This is a genomic window from Paraburkholderia sp. MM5384-R2 (assembly GCF_014201025.1).
In the GTDB taxonomy this organism is placed as follows: Bacteria; Pseudomonadota; Gammaproteobacteria; order Burkholderiales; family Burkholderiaceae; genus Paraburkholderia; species Paraburkholderia tuberum.
Genome location: NZ_JACHDI010000010.1, coordinates 175039 through 194172, shown reverse-complemented (window position 1 = coordinate 194172; position 19134 = coordinate 175039). Strand labels below are relative to the sequence as shown.

17 protein-coding genes are annotated in these 19134 nt (G+C 66.1%); 6 read left to right on the top strand and 11 right to left on the bottom strand.

Annotated features, from left to right (window positions below):
* Positions 1-2 precede the first annotated feature (2 nt).
* The gene (gene mdcA / locus HDG37_RS18365; protein WP_184050051.1) at positions 3-1673 is read right to left on the bottom strand and encodes a malonate decarboxylase subunit alpha; all 1671 of its coding nucleotides are present in this window, start codon (positions 1671-1673) and stop codon (positions 3-5) included.
* A gap of 20 nt (positions 1674-1693) precedes the next feature.
* Positions 1694-2464: a GntR family transcriptional regulator gene (locus HDG37_RS18360; RefSeq protein ID WP_184050049.1), complete on the bottom strand. Its 771-nt coding sequence runs from the start codon at positions 2462-2464 to the stop codon at positions 1694-1696.
* Positions 2465-2669: 205 nt separating this feature from the next.
* On the opposite strand from HDG37_RS18360, the gene HDG37_RS18355 reads away from it, so the two are divergent.
* On the top strand, positions 2670-3968 hold the full coding sequence (locus HDG37_RS18355; protein ID WP_176078874.1) for an MFS transporter: 1299 nt from the start codon (positions 2670-2672) through the stop codon (positions 3966-3968).
* 21 nt (positions 3969-3989) lie between these two features.
* Here the strand turns inward: HDG37_RS18355 and HDG37_RS18350 are convergent, their stop codons facing one another.
* On the bottom strand, positions 3990-4922 hold the full coding sequence (locus HDG37_RS18350) for a DMT family transporter (RefSeq protein ID WP_184050047.1): 933 nt from the start codon (positions 4920-4922) through the stop codon (positions 3990-3992).
* A 102-nt stretch (positions 4923-5024) separates the two neighbouring features.
* Between HDG37_RS18350 and HDG37_RS18345 the strand changes: the two genes are divergently transcribed.
* Complete coding sequence (locus HDG37_RS18345) at positions 5025-5882, top strand: LysR family transcriptional regulator (RefSeq protein ID WP_184050045.1); 858 nt, start codon at positions 5025-5027, stop codon at positions 5880-5882.
* Between the two features lie 23 nt (positions 5883-5905).
* On the opposite strand, the gene HDG37_RS18340 is transcribed toward HDG37_RS18345, so the two are convergent.
* From HDG37_RS18340 to HDG37_RS18315, 6 genes are all read right to left on the bottom strand, one after another.
* Positions 5906-6961: an ABC transporter ATP-binding protein gene (locus HDG37_RS18340; RefSeq protein WP_184050043.1), complete on the bottom strand. Its 1056-nt coding sequence runs from the start codon at positions 6959-6961 to the stop codon at positions 5906-5908.
* 50 nt (positions 6962-7011) lie between these two features.
* Positions 7012-8616 carry an iron ABC transporter permease gene (locus HDG37_RS18335; protein WP_184050041.1) on the bottom strand — a complete coding sequence of 535 codons (1605 nt, stop codon included), beginning with the start codon at positions 8614-8616 and terminating at the stop codon, positions 7012-7014.
* Positions 8617-9648, bottom strand: a complete 1032-nt coding sequence (locus HDG37_RS18330; RefSeq protein ID WP_184050039.1) for an iron ABC transporter substrate-binding protein — start codon at positions 9646-9648, stop codon at positions 8617-8619.
* A gap of 75 nt (positions 9649-9723) precedes the next feature.
* Positions 9724-11037 (bottom strand): iron uptake transporter deferrochelatase/peroxidase subunit, encoded by a 1314-nt coding sequence (gene efeB, locus HDG37_RS18325; protein ID WP_184050037.1) that lies wholly within the window; start codon positions 11035-11037, stop codon positions 9724-9726.
* A 33-nt stretch (positions 11038-11070) separates the two neighbouring features.
* Positions 11071-12165: a hypothetical protein gene (locus HDG37_RS18320; protein WP_184050114.1), complete on the bottom strand. Its 1095-nt coding sequence runs from the start codon at positions 12163-12165 to the stop codon at positions 11071-11073.
* Between the two features lie 181 nt (positions 12166-12346).
* Positions 12347-13870 carry a carbohydrate porin gene (locus tag HDG37_RS18315; RefSeq protein WP_184050035.1) on the bottom strand — a complete coding sequence of 508 codons (1524 nt, stop codon included), beginning with the start codon at positions 13868-13870 and terminating at the stop codon, positions 12347-12349.
* A gap of 329 nt (positions 13871-14199) precedes the next feature.
* On the opposite strand from HDG37_RS18315, the gene HDG37_RS18310 reads away from it, so the two are divergent.
* The 4 genes from HDG37_RS18310 (at position 14200) to hutC (HDG37_RS18295) (ending at position 17406) form a co-directional block, all read left to right on the top strand.
* The gene (locus HDG37_RS18310) at positions 14200-14877 is read left to right on the top strand and encodes a hypothetical protein (protein ID WP_090806128.1); all 678 of its coding nucleotides are present in this window, start codon (positions 14200-14202) and stop codon (positions 14875-14877) included.
* A 91-nt stretch (positions 14878-14968) separates the two neighbouring features.
* On the top strand, positions 14969-15805 hold the full coding sequence (locus HDG37_RS18305) for an arylamine N-acetyltransferase (protein ID WP_184050033.1): 837 nt from the start codon (positions 14969-14971) through the stop codon (positions 15803-15805).
* Positions 15806-15828: 23 nt separating this feature from the next.
* The gene (locus tag HDG37_RS18300) at positions 15829-16509 is read left to right on the top strand and encodes an isoprenylcysteine carboxylmethyltransferase family protein (protein WP_090810077.1); all 681 of its coding nucleotides are present in this window, start codon (positions 15829-15831) and stop codon (positions 16507-16509) included.
* Between the two features lie 111 nt (positions 16510-16620).
* Positions 16621-17406 carry a histidine utilization repressor gene (gene hutC / locus HDG37_RS18295; RefSeq protein WP_090806124.1) on the top strand — a complete coding sequence of 262 codons (786 nt, stop codon included), beginning with the start codon at positions 16621-16623 and terminating at the stop codon, positions 17404-17406.
* 20 nt (positions 17407-17426) lie between these two features.
* Here the strand turns inward: hutC (HDG37_RS18295) and hutC (HDG37_RS18290) are convergent, their stop codons facing one another.
* Positions 17427-18239, bottom strand: coding sequence for a histidine utilization repressor (gene hutC, locus HDG37_RS18290; RefSeq protein WP_184050031.1), 813 nt, complete (start codon positions 18237-18239; stop codon positions 17427-17429).
* Positions 18236-19123: an amino acid ABC transporter ATP-binding protein gene (locus HDG37_RS18285; RefSeq protein ID WP_311541498.1), complete on the bottom strand. Its 888-nt coding sequence runs from the start codon at positions 19121-19123 to the stop codon at positions 18236-18238. The genes hutC (HDG37_RS18290) and HDG37_RS18285 overlap by 4 nt, the downstream gene beginning before the upstream one ends.
* Positions 19124-19134 lie beyond the last annotated feature (11 nt).

Genomic DNA, 19134 nt, shown 5'->3' with positions numbered 1-19134 from the left:
CGTCACCAGCTCCGGAAGCGCGCGGGCGGCGCGTACAGTCCGCCCGACCACGTGACCAGATCGTCGATGCTGCGCGCCGCGAGCAGCGAACGCTTCGCGTCGCCGCGCCGGATGCCGAGATCTTCCGGATACGCGACGATGCCGCGCCGGCGCAATTCCGCGGTTTTCTCGGGCTTCGCGCGCAGACCGATCGGCGTGACACCGGCCACCGCCGCGACCGCCGCGCGCCGCTCGTCGATGCCTTCGGCCTTGTGCAGATGCGCGATGCCTTCCTCGGTGACCACATGGCTCACGTCGTCGCCGTAGATCATCACCGGCGCGATCGGCATGCCGTTTTTCGCGCCGACCGCGACCGCGTCGAGTTCATCGACGAAGGTCGGCTCGCCGCCTTTCTTGTACGTTTCCGCGAGTTGCACGACGAGCTTCTGGCCACGCGACACCGCGCCGTCGCCCTTCAACAGCTTCAGCCACGCCTCGCTCGAATGACGCCGGCCGCGCGGATCGTGGCCCATGTTCGGCGCGCCGCCAAAACCGGCGAGCCGTCCGCGCGTGACCGTCGACGAATTCGCGTCCGCATCGATCTGCAGCGTCGAGCCGATGAACAGGTCGACGCCGTATTGCCCGGCCAACTGGCACAGCACGCGGTTCGAGCGCAGGCTGCCGTCGTTGCCGGTGAAGAACACATCGGGGCGCGCCTCGATATACGCCTCCATGCCGACCTCGCTGCCGAAGCAATGGATGCTGTCGACCCAGCCCGATTCGATCGCGGGGATCATCGTCGGGTGCGGATTGAGTGTCCAGTTGCGGCAGATTCTGCCCTTGAGACCGAGCGATTCGCCGTAGGTGGGCAGCAGCAGTTCGATCGCCGCGGTATCGAAGCCGATGCCGTGATTCAGCGACGTGACGCCATACGGCTCGTAGATGCCGCGTATCACCATCATCGCGGTCAGCACCTGCAAGTCGCCGATATGACGCGGATCGCGCGTGAACAGCGGCTCGACCGCGAACGGACGGTCCGCCTGCACGACCACGTCGACCCACGAGCCCGGAATGTCGACGCGCGGCAATTCGTCGACGATCTCGTTGACCTGCACGATCACGATGCCGTGACGGAACGCGGCGGCCTCGGCGATCGTCGGCGTGTCCTCGGTATTCGGGCCGGTGTACAGATTGCCGTGACGGTCGGCCTTGTCCGCGCACAGCAGTGCAACGTGCGGCGTCAGGTCGACGAACATGCGCGCATACAGCTCGACATACGTATAGATCGCGCCGATTTCGAGCTGGCCGTCTTCGAGCAGTTGCGCGACGCGCAGGCTCTGCGGCCCCGCGAACGAGAAATCGACCTTGTGCGCGATGCCGCGCTCGAACAGCGTCAAGTGCTCAGGACGACTGATGCTCGAAATCAGCAGATGCACGTCGTGCAGCTTGTGCGGATCGACCGTGGCGAGCGAGCGCGACAGGAAGTCGGCCTGCTTCTGGTTGTCGCCTTCGAGCGCGACGCGCTCGCCGGGCTGGATCAGCGTTTCGAGCGCATCGACGATGCGGTGCGTGGGCAGCACGCCGTCTTCGAGCCACGGCGCGATGGCCGCGAGGCGGCGGTTCTTTTCGTCGCGCCGGGTCGTCCACGAGCGGACAGTGGGCCGCGATGCGGCGGCTTCGGCGGGGTGGTTCATCGGCTCGGTCATCGGTTCGATCAGCTCCCGGTGGTGACGCGCGGGCGTCGGCCGCGCGGCTTCGGTTGATGCGCAAGCGCTTCTTCGCGCGCGCGCTCGGTCAGGAAACGATGCAGAAGCTCGCCGGTGCCGAGCAGATGCGCGACCACCAGCGACTGCGCGGTCGCGATATCGCGGCGCTCGACGGCATCGAGCAGCACGGCGTGCTCACTGTCGGATTCGCCCTTGTACGACGGCAAGCCGAACTTCAGGCGCAGGTAGCGTTCGCCGCGCCGGTGCAGCAAGCCGATCATGTCCTCGAGCTGCGGCCGGCCGGCGGGCGCGTAGAGACACATATGGAACGCGGCATTGCGCGTGACGTATAGCGACGGATCCTCTTCGCGCTCGGCGGCGCGGCACAAGTCCGCGGCTTCGCGCAGCGTCGCGGCGGTGTGATGCGGAATCGCAAGGCCGAGCGCGAGACTTTCGAGCGCCGAGCGGATCTCGTAGATCTCGCGCGCTTCGTTGGCGGACAGCGGCGCGACGCTCGCGCCTTTATGGACCGCCGCGCGTGCCCAGCCCTCGCTTTCGAGCTGGCGCAGCGCCTCACGCACGGGAATCGCACTGACCGAGAAATGCCGGGCAATCGCGTCCTGGCGCAGCGGGGCGCCAGGCGCGAGCGTGCCGTCGACGATCGCCGCGCGCAGCGCCTCAGCAATCATGTGCGAGGTACTTTCGCGCGGCGCGGCGGCCGGAAGAAACGATCCGGACATGGCGGCTTCCAGGGGAAAACCTTCAGTTGCGTCGGTCATGGTATCAAATATTATATATAAAAAGACGCGCATTTCAGCGCGGGCAAACCCGGAAGTCTTGAACCACATTCCAGGCAGGTGCTCGCGCCGTCCTCTGAATGAGTTGTACGAGGACATCGCCGATCAATCAACGTCGTCGAGCCATCTCCAAGCGCGCCCGTCCCTTTCATCGTTACGTTCAACTATCGTAGGCCGGAGGAGCATGATGAATACAGTAACCGACCGACGAGCGGTCGCGCGTCAGCGCACACCGCTCAATCGTTCGCAGATCGCAGGGTTCTGGGGAGCGTGGGCCGGCTGGACGCTCGACGGCATGGACTCGTTCATTTACGCGCTGGTGCTCACGCCCGCGCTGACCGAGCTGTTGCCGCGTTCGGGCTTCGCGGCGACGCCGTCGAATGTCGGCCTCGCGGGATCGATCCTGTTCGCGCTGTTTCTGGTCGGTTGGGGACTGTCGTTCATCTGGGGACCGCTCGCCGATCGCTTCGGCCGCACCAAGGTGCTCGCCGCCACCATCTTCACGTTCGCGATTTTCACCGGGCTCGCCGCGACCTCGACCAATGTGTGGCAGCTCGGTATTTTTCGCTTCATCGCGGGCGTCGGGATCGGCGGGGAGTGGGCGCTCGCGGGCACCTACGTTGCCGAGGCCTGGCCGGAGGATCGTCGCAAAATGGGCGCCGGTTATCTGCAGACCGGCTACTACGCGGGCTTCTTTCTCGCGGCTGCGCTCAATTACACGGTCGGCGTGCACTTCGGCTGGCGCGCGATGTTCCTGACCGGCGCGGTACCGGTCGTCGTCGCGATTCTGATTCTGCTGCGCGTGAAGGAGCCGGAGAAGTGGCAGAAAGCCGACGCAAAGACGGTGCGCGTGAAGCCGTTGCGCGAGATCATGGGGCCGGCTTACCGGCGTCGCACATGGGTCGCGTGCATTCTGCTGACGATCGCGATCATCGGGCTGTGGGCGGGCGCCGTCTACGAGCCGTCCGCGGTGATCCAACTGGCGGCGCGCGCCGGCATGTCAAAGGGCGATTCGATTCGCACCGCGTCGCTCGCGACCGGCTTGCTGTCGATCGGCACGATCCTCGGTTGTCTCGCGCTGCCGCCACTGGCCGAGCGCATCGGCCGCAAGATGACGCTCGCGGTGTACTTCGCGGGGATGGCGGTGTCGATCGCGGCGAGCTTCGGTTGGGCGTTCTATCTGCCGAACGGGCTCGCGCCGTTCATCGCGTGGCTGTTCGTGCTGGGCTTTTTCGGCGGCAACTTCGCGTTGTTCAGCCTGTGGCTGCCCGAGCAGTTCGAAACCCGCGTACGCGCGACGGCGTTTGCGTTCTGCACATCGTTTGGACGCTTCGTCGGCGCCGGCGTCAACTTTCTGCTCGGCGCGGCGGTGCTGCATATGCAGACGCTCGGCGTGCCGATCGCGTTGACCGCGCTCGTGTTCGTGCTCGGCCTGTTCGTGATTCCGTTCGCGCCGGAGACGAAGGGCGAGACGCTGCCGCAGTAAGAACCGGGCGGGCGGCGCGCGTTACTTCGCGTGACTGCGTGCCCGCCCACCCGGATGGAGCAGCGTCAGCAACGGCCAGCCGAGATTGACGCCGAGACTCGCGGCGACGATCAGCGCCATGCCCGCCAGTTGCGAGAGCGATAGCGCACGGCCATACACGAGCGCATCCACGACGATCGCGGTCAGCGGATAAACGAACAACAGCACCGCGATCACTGGCGTGCTGAGCTTGGGCAGCGCGCCGTAAATCAGCACATACGACAATCCCGTGTGCAGCACGCCCATGCCGATCAGCCAGAACCACTGCATCGGACCGATATGCGTGAGCGTCAAAGGCGCGATCAGCGGCGCGATCAGCGGCAGACAGATCACGCCGACCGCGCATTGCGTGAGCGTCAGCAGATGCGGGCGCATTTCGCCGAGGCTCTTCGCGATCAGCGTGACGCTCGCATACAGCAGCGAGCCGAGCAGCGCTTCGCTCAAGCCGATCAGATAGCTGCTGTGGCCTTGCAGGTTTGCGGCCGCGATCACGCCCGACGCGAGCACGAGCCCGACGAACGCCGTCGCGATCCAGCCGAGCCGGTCCGCGCCGAGCCGCTCGTTAAAGAGCGCCGCGCCGATCAGCACGACCCAGAACGGCTGCACGTGAAACACGACGGTCGCGACCGCGATGCTGGTGCGATGAATCGCATCGAAAAAGCCGACCCATTGCGTGACCATCAGCACGCCGGAAATCAGCGCGAGCGCGACCGTGCGGCGCGTGAACTGCGCGCGCGTGAAAAAGCCCTTCCATGCGCAATAGGCGGCGAGCGAGAGAAAGCCGAACAGGCAGCGGAAGAACACGAGCGTCAGCGCATCGAGCCGCGCCTCCTCGACGAAAACGCCGATCGTGCCCATTAGCAGGCCGCCGCTCGCCAGCGTGATCGCGCCTTGTTGACGTGAGGTGAGAGACATGCGCAATGACTCCGAAACATGATGCCCGCGAGTATTGCGCCGCTTGCGGCCTGTTCACAAACGAATTAAATTGAGCAATTCCATAAGCCCGGCTGATAAATCGTGAACCCTGAATTCGACGTCGATCTGTTGCGCAGCTTCGTCGCGGTCGTGGAGGCGGGCAGCTTCACGAAGGCGGCGGCGAGCGTGCATCGCTCGCAGGCGGCGGTCAGCATGCAGATCAAGCGGCTCGAAACGATGCTCGGCACGACGCTGTTCGCACGCAACACGCGCAACCTGTCGCTGACGCGGCCCGGCAGTACGCTGCTCGAATACGCGCGGCGCGCGCTTGCGTTGCAGGAGGAGGCGTGGTCGGCGATCGTGCGGCCCGAGGTGAGCGGGCGGGTGGTGCTCGGCGCGCCGGACGACTATGTGTCGTCGCTGCTATCGCCGGTGTTGCGGCGTTTCGCGACGCTGTACCCGCGCGTCGAGATCGAGATCGTCTGCGCGCAGAGCACGGCACTCGCGCCGATGCTCGCGGACAACAAGATCGACCTCGCATTCGTCACGCGCGACCGCAGGATGCGCGGCGAATTCGTGCGCAGCGAACCGATGGTGTGGTTGGGGGCGTCGGTCGATACGCCGGTGCTGAAGGCCTCGCCGTTGCCGGTGGGGTTGTACGAGCCGGGCTGCGTCGCGCGCCAGCACACGCTGGCTGCGCTGGATGGCGCGCGCATCCGTTATCGCGCGGCGTTCAGCAGCGCGAGCCTGATGGGGCTCGTCGCGACCGTGGATGCCGGTTTGTCGGTGATTGCGCTGACGCGGTGCAGCGTGCCGCCGCGGCTCGCGATACTCGGCGACGCGCAAGGCCTGCCGAGAATCGCGCCGCTCGAAATCGTGGTCGCGCGCAGCGCGAAATCGGATCGGCCGACCTGCGATTATCTGGCGCAGCAGATGGTGCAGGATCTGTCGGTGCGGTAGCCGAGCGTGCCAGCCTTAGCCGTTCAGGCACGCGAATAGGCGGTCACTTCACCCTCGACCGCGAGCCGCACGCGCTCACCCGGACGCGGGCACAGATAACCGGGCACGCGCGCGCGCACCATCGCCCGCGTCGCGGACTGCAATTGCAGCGCGACGCTTGCGTCCTGCCCCTGGAAGATCACGTCGGTGACGAGCGCGTCGTGGGCGGTGCCTGTGCGCGCGGTTTCATCGGCGCGCAGCAGGCGGATCTGCTCGGGACGCACCATCACGTCGACCGCACCGTGGCCGACGGGCGCGACCAGTGCGAGTTCGCCGAGCTCGCAACTCGCGCGATCCCGTTGCGCGATGCCCGGCAACAACACCGCCTCGCCAATGAACGACGCAAGCTCGCGCGTCACCGGCCGGCGGTATAGCACTTCGGGCGTCGCGGTCTGGATCAGCCTCCCATTCCACAGTACCGCGACCTCATGCCCGAGCGACAACGCCTCGGACTGATCGTGCGTGACCAGCACGGCAGTCGCGCCGGCCGCGGCCAGCGCACTTGCGACCGCCTGGCGCGTTTCGACGCGCAGCGCGGCGTCGAGCGAGGAGAACGGCTCGTCGAGCATGATCAGCGTCGGCGTGGGTGCGAGCGCACGGGCGAGCGCGACACGTTGCTGTTGACCGCCCGACAATTGCTGCGGCGCGCGCTCGCCAAAATGCGCGGGCAGGCCGACCAGCTCCAGCAACTCAGCGACGCGATGGCGCGCGCGGCGCTGCGTGCGTGGCAGACCGAACACGATGTTGTCCGCGACCGACAGATGCGGAAACAGCGCGCCTTCCTGCGGCACGTAACCGATGCGGCGTTGCTCCGACGGTACGTGCAGCTTGTCGCCGACGACGCGCCGGCCATCGATCTCGACGCTGCCGCCGTCCGCGCGCTCGAAGCCGCACAACAGCCGCAGCAGCGTGGTCTTGCCGCTGCCCGAGGGCCCCAGCAGCGCGAGCAGCGTGCCGCGCTCGACCGAGAGATCGAGGCCGTGCAGCACCGGGTGACCGTCGAACGATTTCTGCAATCCGCGGATACGAAGTTCGCTCATGAAAATCCGAAGTAGTCGAACAAAAGCAGCGATGAAAAAGCCGGCGCGTGTCAGCCGCGCTCGCCGAGCAGCGCCGAGCGGCCGAGCAGCGCGAACAGCAGCCCCGACGCGCACAGCGAGATGCCGGTCAGCAGCGCCGCATAGGGCGCGGCAGCGGCGAACGCCATCGTCGACGTGTCGGCCCACACCTGGGTCGCCAGCGTTTGCGTGTCGAGCGGCGACAGCAGCAGCGTCGCGTTCAGTTCGGTGACGACCGAGATGAACACCATCGCCGCGGCAGCGCCGAGCCCGGGGCCCGCGAGCGGCAGGACGACGCGCACGAGCGTCTGCGTCCAGTCAAGGCCGAGCGCGCGCGCGGTTTCCTCGAGGCGCGGCTGCGCCTGCATGAATGCCGCGCGCACGCTGACGAGTGCGACCGGCATGAACAGGATCGCGTAGGCGACGATCAGCAGCGTCGCGCTTTGATAGAGCGGCTGCAGCGCATGCACGGCGAGCGAGACGATCGCGAGCGCAATCACGAGCCCCGGCACGCCCTGCGCGAGAAACACGGTGCGCTCGAACAGCGTCGCGAAACGCGTCGGATAACGCACCAGCAGAAACGCGAGCGGCACCACGAGCAACGTGGTCAACGCGGCCGCCGCGAGGCCGAAACCCAGCGACGAACACGTCGCGTTCCACAGCAGTTCGGGCGATACGTCGGCGGGCGTCACGGCGGCCGCGCCCGGCTGCGTGAGCCAGAAGCCGATCATGCCGAGCGGTACGCCGAGCGTCGCAAGCGTCAGCAGCGCAAAGCCCGCGACGACCAGCCAGCGCCACCCGCCGAGCTCGTAGCGCAACACCGCGCGGCGCGTGCCGCGATCGACGCGCTCATAGCGCGCTGCACCGCGCACGCGAAACTCGAACGCAAGCACGACGAGGCAGATCACGATCAGCAGACACGCGAGCAGCGATGCACCGCCGCCGTCGAAGCTGGTGCGATATTCCGCGTAGATCTGCGTGGTGAACGTATGAAAGCGCAGCAGCGTGAACGCGCCGAATTCCGATAGCACGCCGAGCGCGACGAGCAGCATGCCGCCGAGCAGCGCCGGCCGCAGTTGCGGCAGCACGACGCGCGCGAAACTCGTCCAGCGGTTGCAGCCGAGCGCGCGCGCACTTTCTTCGAGTGCCGGGTCCATGCCGCGCAGCGCGGCGGCGACCGGCAGATAGACGAGCGGAAAATACGCGCAGGTCAAGACCAGCAACGCGCCGTTGAAGTCCTGCAAGTCCTCGCTCAACGACACCCACGCATAGCTCGAAATGAAGGCCGGCATCGCGAGCGGCGCGGCGCACAGCACGGCCCACGCGCGCCGTCCGGGAAGATGCGTGCGCTCGACGAACCACGCGGCGGCCGTGCCGATCACCGCGCAAACGAGGGTAGTCGTGACGGTGATCAACACCGTATTGACGAGCAGCTCGCCGACGAGGGGCCGCCAAATCAGATCGAGCGCGTCGCCGATGCCGAAGCTCGCCGCGCGCCAGAACGTAAACGCAATCGGCAGCAGCACCAGCAAAGCGCTGAGTGCTGCCGCCGCAAAAAGGCCGCGCGGCGCGCGCGTCCGCCCGCGCGCCGGGCCTGGGGGGACAGCCGGCGGACCGGCTGACAGTGCTTCGCTCATTTACAGCAGGCCTGCCTGACGTAGCAGCTTGCCGGCCTGGCTATCGTCGCCGAGCTGCTGGATCGTCAGCGTGGGCGGAGTCAGTTCGGCAAACGGCTTGAGGATCGGGTCCGGCGCGACACCCGCGTGCAGCGGATATTCGAACATCACGTGGCTGTTGGCCATCAGCTGCTGTGCGCGTTCGCTGACCAGATAGGCGAGAAACTTCTGCGCGCCGTCCGCGTTGTGCGCGGACTTCAGCACGCCCGCGCCCGATACGTTGACGAGCGCGCCTGCGTCGCCGTGGCCGAAGTGATAGATCGCGCTGCGGGTTTTCGCATCGCCGATTTCCGCATGCAGACGCGACCAGTAGTAGTTGTTGATCAGACCGGTCGCGACCCCGCCGCGATTGACCGCGGCGACCACGCCTTCGTCATCGTCGAAGATTTGCGAGTTGGCTTTGAGACCCTTCAGCCACGCGAGCGTCTGCTCTTCACCCTTCAGTGCCAGCACCGCGCTCACGAGTGGCAGGAAGTCGGCGTCGCTCGGCGCGATGCCGACCTTGCCTTTCCATTCAGGCTTCGCGAGGTCGAGCACCGATTGTGGCAGTTGCGACGGCTGCAGCTTCGTCGTGTTGTATGCGAGCACGCTCTCGCGCGCGGTCACGGCGACCCATACACCGCTCGGCGAATTGAAACGTGCCGGCACCGCGCGGAGCGTCGCTTCGTCGACCTTCGCGAGCAGCCCCTTTTCCTCGAGCAGCATCAGCTCCGGCGAGTTCTCCGTGAAGTACACGTCGGCGGGCGACGCCGCGCCTTCCGCGACGATCTGCGCGGCGAGCGCCGGGCCTTCGCCGTTGCGCACTTTCACCGAGATGCCCGACTGCTTTTCGAAGTCCTTTGCGAGCAGATTGACGACCTGCTCGTGCTGCGCGTTGTACAGCGTGATCGACGCCGAGTGAGCCGCCGAGGGCATCGTCGCGAGCGCGGTGAGCGACAGCGCGGCCATGCTGCCGAGCGCGCGCAGACGGGTGGCAAACCAGGAATGAGCCATGTTGCAGAAGTCCGTTTTGTTTGATTGTGTTGAGTGAGCCAGGCGCTGCACGCCCGGCGTGCTTCATTTGCTGCATCACGTCTCGAACAGCCCCGCGCCGACATACGAACCCGGCTTCGCGCCCGGCGGCACGACGAAAATCGCGCTGCCGACGTGGGTCGTGAACTGGTTCATCATGTCGAACTTCGCGAGCCGGTCGTTGATCGGGATGAAGCCGGTGCGCGGGTCGCTCTGGTGCGCGATGAAAATCAGCCCCGCGTCGTACTCGGTTTCCTGGCGCCACGGCGGCCAGCGCTCTATATAGAAGTTCGTGCCTTCGTTGTACGAATACGAGCGGCGCAGAATCTGCGCGCCGTTGTTGCTCGCCGGATTCGACAGACGCACGTGCGAGTTCTCGGGGATCACCGGGTTACCGTCCTTGTCCTCGGCCTTCAGATCCACCGCGTCGAATTCATGCTTGCTGCCGATCGGCGCGCCGCTGTACTTGTGGCGGCCGAACACCTGTTCCTGGAAACCGAGCTCGGTGTTGTCCCAGTGTTCGAGCGTGATGCGGATGCGGCGCACCACCGTGTAGGTGCCGCCTTCCATCCACGGTGCGTCGTCGGTGGCGCGAGCCCACACGAACTGGTTCATCAGCTGAGGCTTCGCGGTCGCCGGATTGTTGGTGCCGTCCTTGAAGCCCATCAGGTTGCGCGGCGTCTGAGCGCGCGGACCGGACAGGAAACCGGCCTGGCCCCAGCGCATCGCCGCGACGCCGTAGGCACGGCGCGTCAGTTGGCGTACCGCGTGAAACGCAACCTGCGCGTCGTTCGCGCACGCCTGGATGAACAGGTCGCCGCCGGTCTTCTCCTTGATCAGCTGATCGCCGTTGAAGCGCGGCAAATCGACGAGCGCGGCGGGGCGGCGCGACGCAAGCCCGTAGCGGTCCTTGCCGTCCTTCGTGAAGAGGCCGGGGCCGAAGCCGAACGTGATCGTCAGACCGTTCGGGCCGAGGCCCAGCACGTCGCCGGAATCGGGGGCGGCCTGGTCGCCGCCGCCGTCGCCGGCGGCCAGCGCGAAGGCCGTGCCGCCTTGCGTCAGGCGCGCGGCTGCTTCGGTCCACGTGCGCAGCAGGGCGATCACTTCGTCGCGCTTGTCGGTGGTCAGATCGAGCGCGGCGACGTAGGTGTGGCTCTGCTGCGGCGTGACGATGCCGCCTTGATGCGGACCGTAGAACGGCTCGGCCGCGAACTGCGGATCGGCGTTCCGGGCGCTATGCGCGGGCGCCTTCGCGAGCGCGGGCGGCGAGGTCGCGAGGCCTGCGCCGAGACTCGCGCCGGCGGCGACCGCCGCGCCCCCCGCCTTCAGGAAGCCGCGTCGTGACGGCCGTGGGGGGTGATCGTTTGTCATGGTCAGTTCACCTTCCTGAAACCTGGGTGCCGCCTACTTCGCGAGCACCAGTGTGTTCACGTCGTCTTCGACGTAGTAGAAGCCGTCGCCTTCCGGCGTCATCGCGATACCGAACAGGTCGCCGTTGCCGGGAGGCGATTGCGCCTTGTCGGTATCGATCCAGCGTGCGTACAGCTGCTTGCCGGTCGCCGGATCGATCTCGACGACCTGGCCGTTCAACGCGTTGGTCACCAGCAGGTGGCCATTGGGCGCGGTGACCATCGCGAGCGGACGATGCAGCAGGCCGTCGGCGGTCAACTGGCGGCCGACACCCGCGCTGCTGTCGCGCGTGAGCGGATCGTCGATCTCGGTGATGCGGTTGCCGATCGCGTCGGACACGTACAGCAGTTTCTGATCGGCCGACAGCGCGAGGCCGGTCGGCCCGACGAGGAACACGCCCTTGTCGGCCTGCGCGCCGAAGCCGCTGCCGATCACGGTTTCCTGCTTCACGACGGGCGGCTTGCCTGCCGGCACGTCGAGGTCGAGGCGCAGCACGGTGGCCTGCTTGAACACGGGCGGATTGCCTTGCGCGCCGCCGACGCCGAAGCCCGCGTTGCTGACGAACAGCGTTGCGCTCGTGCCGTTGTCGACGACCGCCATGTTGCCCCACGGATCGTTGATGTTCGGCGTCGAGATCGTCGACGCGATCTTGCCTTGCGGGTCGATCACGATCAGGCAGCCAGCGCCCTTGGTGCCGGTCGTGCCGTCGTTGCTCGGCGTGCTGCCGACGATCACCCAGCCCGACTTCAGCATCGTCATCGCGGTCGACAGGCCGATGCCGCCCGGGCATTCCTTCAGATCGCGCGGCACGGTCGCGAACACCGTCATCTGTCTGGTGTCCGGGTGATAGTTGATGATCGTGCTGCCGGTGCCCTGCAGGTTCGTCGAGTTGTTGAAGTTGCCGACCAGCACGTCGCCTTTCTTCACGGTGCCCGCGCTGACCGGCGCGACCACGAGCGCGTACGGATTCTGGTCGCCGTTATCCGGCACGGTGTTGATTAGCGTCGTGTGATGCTTGACCGTTTCAAGGAAGCCTTGCGGCTCGGCCTGCGCGCTGGCGGCCGTCGTGAGAGCGGCGGCGCCGGCCATCGCGGCGAGCAGGGCTCGCGCGGCGCGCGCCGCAAGCTTGCGCGTTACTTGATTCACGATTGGGCCTCCGTGCGGGTGCACAAAGCGGGAGTGGCGGCGACGATAGAAAGCATGGGAAGTGCTGGTCCGGTTGCGTGGGGTGGCATGTGCTTGCGAGGATGAAAGCGCGCGGCGGGTGGCGTCAGAAGTTGATATTGGTCCGCATACCGACGACGAAGGTGTTGCGCAGCGGCTGCGTCGGGTCGTTCGGGTTCTGGCCCGCACCGGCGTTGAACGTGTATTGCGCGTCGGCCTGCAACTGCCACCACGGATTGACCTGATATTGGTAGGTCGCCTCTAGCGTGGTTTCGCTGGTGCGCACGCCGTAGGGGCTGCCGTTGAATGCCAGGAAGTCCTTGTCGAGTCCGTTCACGTGACTGCCGACCTTGATGTAGGTCAGCGCGAGACCGGCGCTGTCGTTGTCACGGCCCTTGAACGGCGCCTTCAGCACGACGCCCAGGTTGGCCGCGACTTGCACGAGGTTGCGGTCGCCCGGCGCGCCCATCACGCGCACGAACACGCCGAGACTGCGTGGTTCGTCGGAGTCGGGGCGCCACACCATCTGATCGGCGACCGCATAGAAGCTGTAGTTGCCGCTGTGATTCACCGGAATGCCGGTCGACGCCGGATTCGCGAGCGACAGCCCCATGTTGTCGTAGCGCTGATCGGCGAACTTGTTGGTGTTGTACCAGACGCCGAGCTTGTAGGTGCCCGGCAGACCGCGGCCGCCCGTGCCGACCATTTCGCCTTCGGCCGGCTGGTTGATCGAATACTGCAGCTCGCCGATCCACAACGCGCCGTTATGCAGGTTGAAGTTCGTGCCGCTCATGTTGTCCGGGTCGTTGCCGAGCGGGTCGCCCGAATACACGCCGGCAAGCGCGGTCAACGAAGGGGTGATCTGGCCGCGCACGCGCACGCCGAGACCCGCGAGCGGATAGGCGGGACCGCCCGACGGCATGTCGTACGAGGGCAGCGCGGGCCAGCCGAACATCGTGTTGAGGAACAGGGCTGCATACGTGCTCGTGATGAATTCCTGGTCGAGACTCTGCTGACCGATCTTCACGTCCACGCGTTTGTTCAGGAACGACTGCTGATACCAGAGCTCCCACAGACGCGTCGCGTCGTCGGCCTCGATGCCGCTCGCGGTATTCAACGTGCCGAGCTTGTTCGCGCTCAGGTTCGCGCCGTGAATTTGCAGTGCGCTGACGTTGAAGAGGCCGCCCGGCAGGCCGAACGCCTTTTGCGTATCCATCTGCAAGGTCGCGGTGGTCAGGCCGTCGTAGTCGACGCCGCGCGCGAGACCGCCGCGCAGATTGGCCAGCACTTCGCTGGTTTCGGTCAGCGTGAAGGTCATGCCGTACTTGCCGAGCCACGGACGCAGGCCGCCCATGTCGCCGAGCAATTGCTGGCGGTTCCAGAGGCCCGTCCACTGGTCGGTTTGCGTCGCCCGAATGTTCAGGTCGGCCTCGGGCGCTTCCGGGTTCGCATCGGGATTGGCTTCGGCCAGCGCCGCGTGGCCGGTCAACGAGGCACACGCGAAGGCCGTGCACAGTGCGACGCGCCGCATCGAAGGCAAACGCGTACGATGAGTTGCGCCGGGACCTGCGCAAGCGTCGCAAACCGGACGCGCATTGGCACGCGATCCATTGAGTTGGGCGAACTTCATCGAAATCCTTATGAGTGTTGTTTCGACCGATGTGATCAATCTGCGACTGCCTGGCGCGACATCGCGTGTTGTCCCAGGCTGCCAAAGCGGCTGATGGCGTGATCGTACGCAGGCGTATTGCGGCAGTCAACACAAATGAGAACGATTCGCAACAATATTACTGGCATGTAATTCCCGGATTTACGGACTGCGTCTAAACTTTATGAGGACGTAAACAGATATTCATTGGCGCGTAATGAAAACGTATTGATGTAGTCAGGCCGAACGTGCGAAACGGCGAGGTGTCGAAGCGCACGAGTCACCCCGAAAGTCAAAGTAAGGAGGTAGAGATGGGCAAGCGCATTCTTCTGGTTTCGTTGCTGGTGAGTGGTGGTCTGTTGCTGGGCGGCGCAGCGCACGCGCAGTTGAATCTGAAGCAGTTCGGCATCGGCGGGGGCGGCGATAGCGCGGCGGGTGCCGGGGCGTCGTCGGGCGGCGTGTCGCAGTTGCTGCAGAGTTACGTGGGCGCGAACCAGCAGGTGCTGAGCGGACAGTCGAGCCTTGCGTCGGCGATGGGCATGACGAGTGCCGCCGGCCAGGCGCAGCAGGCGGCGGGGCTGCTCAGCGGCGGCACGCCGTCGGTCAGTCAGTTGACGCAGGTCGGCAGCACCCAGCAGTCGCTGTCGCAGAAGCTGACCGATGCGTTCGCGAATCATGCAAGTGGCGGCGCGTCCGCGACGCCGGTCAACAAGGAAGCGTTCACGCAGGGTCTGTCGTCGCTCGGCAAGGGCGTGAGCCAGTATTCGAGCTTGCAGTCGGGGCTCGGCAGCCTGGGTCAGATGAGTCCGTCGTCGCTGCTGCAATCGGGACTCAATCCGCAGACCGCGCAAAGCGCTTCGTATATCGCGCAATCGGCGCCGGGGCAGTTGCAGTCGCTGATGTCGACGCTGAGCTCGGCCGTGCAGTTCGCATCGAGCCACGGCATCACGGTGCCGTCGATCGCGACCTCGGCGTTGAAGGGGTTGTAGGCGCGTTTTCGCTTCGTCCCGCGCGCGGTCGAGTCAGCGCCGAAAGCCGCTATGATCGCGTCGAACCTGCAATCCAACCGGAATTCCGCCGATGTCCCACACCATCAATCTGGAAAACTACTTCGCCCGGATCGGCTATCAGGGCCCGCGCGCCGCCACGCTCGAGGTGCTGCGGGCGATTCACCGGCTCCATCCCGCCGCGATCCCGTTCGAGAACCTGAACCCGTTGACGCGCCGGCCCGTCAGGCTCGAGCTCGAAGCCGTGGAACGCAAGCTCGTGACCGAAAAGCGCGGTGGCTACTGCTTCGAGCAGAACATTCTGTTCGCGAACGTGCTGATGCAACTCGGCTTCAGGGTCACGCCGATGCTTGCGCGCGTCGTGTGGGGCCGCGAGCCCGGCACGATTGCGCCGCGCACGCATATGGTGCTGCGCGTCGATATCGACGGCGACGCATGGATCGCCGACGTCGGCTTCGGCGCCGTGACGCTGACCGCGCCGCTGCGGCTGACCGCCGGCCTCGCGCAGCCGACTCCGCTCGGCACGTTCCGTCTCGCCGATGCGGGGCGCGACACCGTCTATCTCGAGGTGCTGGCGCCGGACGAGAGCTGGACCCGCGTTTATCACGTCGATCTGCGCGCAGTCGAGTGGATCGACTATGAAACCTCGAACTGGTACACGTCGACGTCACCGGATTCGAAGTTCGTTCATAACCTGCTGGCGTGCCGCGTGTTGCCCGAATTGCGCCTGGCGCTATTCAACGATCAGTTCAACGAGCGCGACGCACGAGGGCAGATCGTCAACGAACGGCGCCTCGCGAGCGCCGCCGAACTCGCCGACTGTCTGCGTGAGCGTTTCGGCTTGAATCTGGAGGACATCGATCTCGCCGACGTGTTCGAGCGCGTGCGCACGCGCGATGAGGCCGCATGAGCCGACCGCTCAAGGGAGCCGCGATGGTCGCACGTCTGATCCTGCAATCGCTGGCGTGGCTGGTTTTCATGGGCGTGCTGCTGTTCGGCGCGGCCGGCACGCTCGCGTGGCCGGCAGCGTGGTGGTATCTGTTCGAGCTGGCGGTATTGAGCCTGTGGCTCGGCTTGTGGCTCGCGCGTCATGATCCCGCGCTGCTCGCGGAGCGGCTCGCGCCGTTCGTGCAGGCGCAGCAGAGCCGCTGGGATCGTGTGTTCATGGCCGCGATCGGGGCCGCGTGGTGCGGCTGGCTGATCCTGATGGGTTTCGACGCGATGCGGTTTCGCTGGTCCGCGCCGCTGCCGTCGTGGCTCATGGGCCTCGGCGCGTTGTGCGTGTTCCTGTGCATCTTCACGTGCCGGTTCGTGTTTCGCGCGAACAGCTATGCCGCACCGGTGGTCAAGATTCAGTCGAGCCGCGGGCACAAGGTCGCCGACACCGGGCCCTATGCGTACGTCCGTCATCCGATGTACGCGGCCGCGCTGGTGTTCTTCGTCGGCACGCCGCTGATGCTCGGCTCGTGGTGGGGGCTCGTGGCGCTGCCCGTGATGGGGTACGGGATGGGCTGGCGCGCGGTGCGCGAGGAGCGGCTGCTCGCCGGGCAGCTCGACGGCTACACCCAATACATGGCTCGTGTGCGTTACCGTTTCGTGCCGTTTATCTGGTAGCGCGTTCCGGCCGTCTTCCAGCGTCGAACCGGGTAAGATTGGGCCCGGCCGTCGGAGAATCGGCCACGGTGTACCTCATGTACCACCGGCGAACCACCGATGAGGTTTGGAGTGAAAACAACGACACAGGCGCGTATAGCGCCCGCCGCACAGGCCGAGCAGAAACAGCATTCCGCCGAACGCGATCGCGATCGCGATACGCCGGTCAAGGCGATGCCTGCCTACGAGCAGATCAAACGCTACGTGCTTCAGCGCATCAGCGAAGGCGCATGGAAGCCGGGCGGGCTGATCCCTTCCGAAACGGAACTGGTCAAGGAGTTCGGCGTCGCGCGCATGACGGTGTCGCGCGCGCTGCGCGAACTGACCGCCGAGCGCGTGCTCACGCGCGTGCAAGGCTCGGGCACCTTCGTCGCGCCGCAGCGGTATGAATCGACGGTGCTGGAGATCCGCAATATCGCCGATGAAATCGCCGCGCGCGGTCATCGTCATTCGGCGCGCGTGCTGACGCTCGAACCGAGCGACGACGCCGACGCGCTCGAAGCGCTCGGTCTCGCGAACGGTCCCGCGTTTCATTCGTGCATCGTGCACAGCGAGGAGGGCGAGCCGATCCAGTACGAGGACCGCTTCGTCAATCCGAAGGTGTTCCCTGAATATCTGCAGCAGGACTTCTCGGTCGAAACGCCGAATCACTACATGGTGCGGCTCGCGCCCGTGCAGCGCGCCGAGTTTCGCATCTACGCGCAAAAGCCCGACGCCCATGTGCGGCGTCATCTGATGATGGATATCGGCGAGCCGTGTCTGCTGCTGTGGCGGCGCACGTGGGTCGGCGAGAACGTCGCGACGTCGGTGCGGCTATGGCATCCGGCGTCGCGTTTTCATCTGGCGGGGACCGTGTAGTACGGTTGCCGAAGCGCGCTTTATCCCTGGCGCTGCGAGGTATTCGGCGAAAAACGGCAGCCGAGCCGGTAGCGCGAACCCGGATGCACGAAACGCGCGAACGTCACGGCGAGGCCGCCCGTCCATGTGCGGCGCGTCAGCGTCAGGCACGGTTCGTCGGCGTGAATTTCGAGCAGCCCTGCTTCGGCAGGCGTCGGCAGCGCCGCGTCGACCACGTGTTCGAGATCGTGCATCGGCACGACCGTCAGCAGATACTCGGACGGCTTCAGCGCCGAGAAATCGTGCTGCAGAAAATCCGGCGCGACGGCCGGATTCACATAGCGATCTTCGAGCTGCACCGGCAGACCGTTCTCGCGATGCACGCAGATCACATGAAACACCGAAGCGCCGGGCGCCAGCCCCAAGGCGTTCGACACCGTGACCGACGCGGTCTCGCGCTGCAACAGCACCATATCGCAGCGATAAGCGTGGCCGCGCGAGCGGATCTCGTCGCCGATATGGGCGATCATCAATAGCGTGGACTGCGGCTTGTTCGGCGCGACGAAAGTACCGACGCCCGATAGGCGCGTGACGAGCCCCGCGTCGGCGAGTTCGCGCAGCGCGCGGTTGACCGTCATCCGCGATACGCCGAGCGTTGCGACGAGGTCGAGCTCCGAAGGCAGACGGTCGCCCGCCTGGCGTTCGCCCGAGCCGATGATCTGGCGAATGTGCTGTTTGACCTGCTCGTAGCGCGCGGCCGGCGCTTCGTCGCTGCCGCGCGCGATTTTGGCCGCGGCGCTGGCCGCGCTGGCGGACGATTTGCCATGAGGCTTGTTGCGAACGGTGGCGCTCATAGGGGCGGGGTGTCGTCGGGGCCGCGCGTCCAGAACGCATTGCGGTCGAAGTAGTTTTGCAGAAACTGCCGCAGACGCGGCTGCGCGGCATCGTGAAACACGTCGCGCGGTTTGCCCTGCACGGCGATGCGGCCTTGATCGATGAATACGACCTTGTCGGCGACCTGCGCGGCAAAACCCATTTCGTGCGTGACCACGGCCATCGTCATGCCGTCGCGCGCGAGCTGCTTCATCACCTGCAGCACCTCGCCGACCAGCTCCGGATCGAGCGCCGAGGTTGGTTCGTCGAACAGCATGATGTGCGGCTCCATCGCGAGTGCGCGCGCAATCGCGACGCGTTGCTGTTGACCGCCCGACAGTTTCGCCGGATACGCGTCGCCCTTGTGCGAGAGGCCGACCGTCTCCAGCATCGCGCTCGCGCGGCGGCGCGCTTCGTCGTGCGACAGGCGCCGCACGCGCAGCAGCGCCTCCATCACGTTGCCGAGCGCGGTCATGTGCGGCCACAGGTTGAACTGCTGGAACACCATGCCGACGTTGCGGCGCACGCGGTTGATCTCGCCCTGCGAGGCGCGCACGCGTTTGCCGTTGCGCTCGGCATAGCCGAGCAGCTCGCCTTCGATGCGCACGTCGCCGTGATCGTAGGTTTCGAGCGCGGCGAGGCAGCGCAGCAGCGTGCTCTTGCCCGAGCCCGACGGCCCGATGATGCAGACCACTTCCGAGCGCGCGATCTCGAGATCGACGCCGCGCAGCACCTCGAGATCGCCGAAGCGTTTGCGCAGATCGCGCACCTCGATCAGCGGCGCGGCATTCGATGCGTTCGCCGCTGCGCTGGCGGACGGCGCGGAAGATTGCGCGGTGGAGGACATGTCGGCGATGGCGTTCATAGGTGTTCCGG